This is a genomic window from Photorhabdus sp. CRCIA-P01 (genome assembly GCF_003545805.1).
GTDB classification, from domain to species: domain Bacteria; phylum Pseudomonadota; class Gammaproteobacteria; order Enterobacterales; family Enterobacteriaceae; genus Photorhabdus; species Photorhabdus antumapuensis.
Map to the genome: position 1 here is coordinate 1 of NZ_NMQR01000208.1, position 665 is coordinate 665.

Annotated in this window: 1 protein-coding gene; it reads left to right on the top strand. The window is 62.4% G+C overall.

Annotation, left to right across the window (positions count from 1 at the left end; genetic code table 11):
* Positions 1 to 321: tyrosine-type recombinase/integrase (locus tag D3222_RS24875; RefSeq protein ID WP_157975455.1), on the top strand; the 321-nt coding region annotated here is incomplete at its 5' end.
* Between the last annotated feature and the right edge of the window lie 344 nt (positions 322 to 665).

Here is a 665-nt window from a genome sequence, read left to right on the forward strand (position 1 = left end):
GGTATTGAGAAAAAAGGGGCCTGTCACCTGTTCCGGCACGCGATGGCGACCCAGATGCTGGAGAACGGGGCAGACCTGCGCTGGATACAGGCAATGCTGGGGCATGCCAGCGTGGAATCAACCCAGGTGTATACACAGGTCTCTATCCGGGCCTTACAAGCGGTGCACGCCAGTACGCATCCGGCGGAGCAGATGGCAGACGAAAAAGCCGGCGACGCCGATGAGGTGGGTTTACTGGCCGACCTGTACGCCGAAGCTGACGCCGGCACAGACACGCCGCCGGACGGTTCGGCGCCGACCTCAACTCCCGATACCCGCTGACCGCCCGCCCCCGTTGAGTCAGGCGGGTACGGTGTGGGGGCAGACCGTGACCGGACTGCCCGTTAGCCTCGGCGCACGCGGGGGTAAATAGTCGTCAGGCGGCCCAACCGCTGGCGTCCCCATTAACCCGGAACAGGCCGCCCAACGCCTATTGAACATAATGCGGGGGAATTATACGCACTGCGCCGATGAGCAAAGGTAACAGCTTGAGCATCCATGAGCGGCTTAATGCGTATAATTGGCATTATGTCTGGCGCCCCCGCGGGTTAGCATCGCAAGGTGCGACGCACAAGGCTGACGCCTTCTGCTGTCAGCCGCTGAGCCGGCCATCGGCAACTCAGAGT